This is a genomic window from Campylobacter sp. CNRCH_2014_2849 (genome assembly GCF_025772845.1).
Taxonomy (GTDB): Bacteria; Campylobacterota; Campylobacteria; order Campylobacterales; family Campylobacteraceae; genus Campylobacter_D; species Campylobacter_D lari_D.
The window spans coordinates 1-1545 of record NZ_JAKMSW010000033.1 but is presented as its reverse complement, the minus strand read 5'-3'; the positions used below and the strand labels follow the sequence as shown (position 1 = coordinate 1545).

Annotated in this window: 1 protein-coding gene; it reads left to right on the top strand. The window is 24.7% G+C overall.

The window, feature by feature from the left end; all coding sequences use genetic code 11:
• Window positions 1-33: 33 nt before the first annotated feature.
• A partial coding sequence (gene vgrG / locus L8X33_RS08550; RefSeq protein ID WP_263670489.1) for a type VI secretion system tip protein VgrG occupies window positions 34-1545 on the top strand: 1512 nt, incomplete at its 3' end.

Sequence of the window (1545 nt, the reverse complement as noted above, 5' to 3'; positions counted from 1 at the left end):
CCAATAAATCCCAATACCAACAAAGGTTTTTTAATGAATACAAACAACTCTTATCTTAATTTAAAAATTAACAAACTTGATTTTAAAATCACAAAAGCCATTATAAAAGAAAGCTTGGATCAGATCTTTTTATGTGAATGTGAAGGTTTTTATGAAAATATCAATAATGATATTTTTAGTGATGACAATATTGAATTTAATCCTAATATGCTTATTGATAAAGAAGCTTCACTTATAATTAAAAATCCTTATGAAAACAAAAAGATAGACTTTTCAACTAATATTGATATGATTTATCGGGGAATAATATCTTATGTTGACTATTTAGGTGTTAATCAAGGCAGTGCTAGCAATATTGTAAAAGAAAATTTTAAACAATTAAACCATAAACATTTTTTTAAGTTTAACTTGCATTCTCCTTTAATAAGACTTGATTTTAATAAAGCAAATCGTATTTATACTCATACAAACATAATAGAAGTAATTAAACAAACCTTAGCCTATTACAACACCAAGCTAAATAAAAACATTGATTTTTCTAATATTCATCATATATATGAAACTAAAGAATTGATTTCTCAATACAATGAAAGTGATTTAGAATTTATCACAAGATTAGCACACAATCATGGTATTTATTTTTATGAAGATAAAGATAATATTTATTTTTATGATTTTTATACTCATAAAGGCAAAATAAAAGATATAGTTTTTAATCCTAATATCAACAACCATCTTAATGAAACTTGTATTTACGCACTAAATAAAGAAAAACAAATACAAACTAATGCTTTTACTCATTCTAGTAATAATTCCAAACAACCTTTAAGTTTATATTCCTTAAGCACTAAAGCACAAAACACCAATGTACATTATAATGAGCATTCTTATGAAAGTGAGTATTCCTTTACACAAAATATTAATTTAAAACAATCCCCTACCCTAAAAGAAAAAAGAAACACTATACTTAATAATATACTAAAAGCAAAAAGCAATATTTATCATCTTAGTTTAAATGAAAGTATTAAAATTAATATTCAAGAAGAAACCACCAAAGAATATACCATTATTGCAAAAGAACAAATTTTAATTGATGATGCTATTTTAGCTAATACTATCAATACCAATGATAATTTAAATATTAAAGACTTAAATCTAAGCAAATCTTATACAAATAATTTAACCCTTACCCCATCTTTTTTAACCTTTACACCTAGTTTTAAATCCAAACCAAAACCTCCAATTAATACCATGGGTATAGTTATAGGAGAAGATTTTAATATAGAAAATCAAAGAAATACTATTTATACTGATGAGTATGGAAGAGTTAAAGTAAGGATTAATCTTTATGCTAATCAAGAAGAATTAGATAATAAAACAAACATGTATCACCATAGTCCATTCTTAAGAGTAGCTAGTAATGTAGCAAGCAATCATTCAGGTTTTTACCATACACCTAGAATAGGAGATGAAGTTATTATTTCATTTTTAGATGATGATATAGACAAGCCTTTTATTAGTGGGAGTTTGTATAATGGGGTGAAT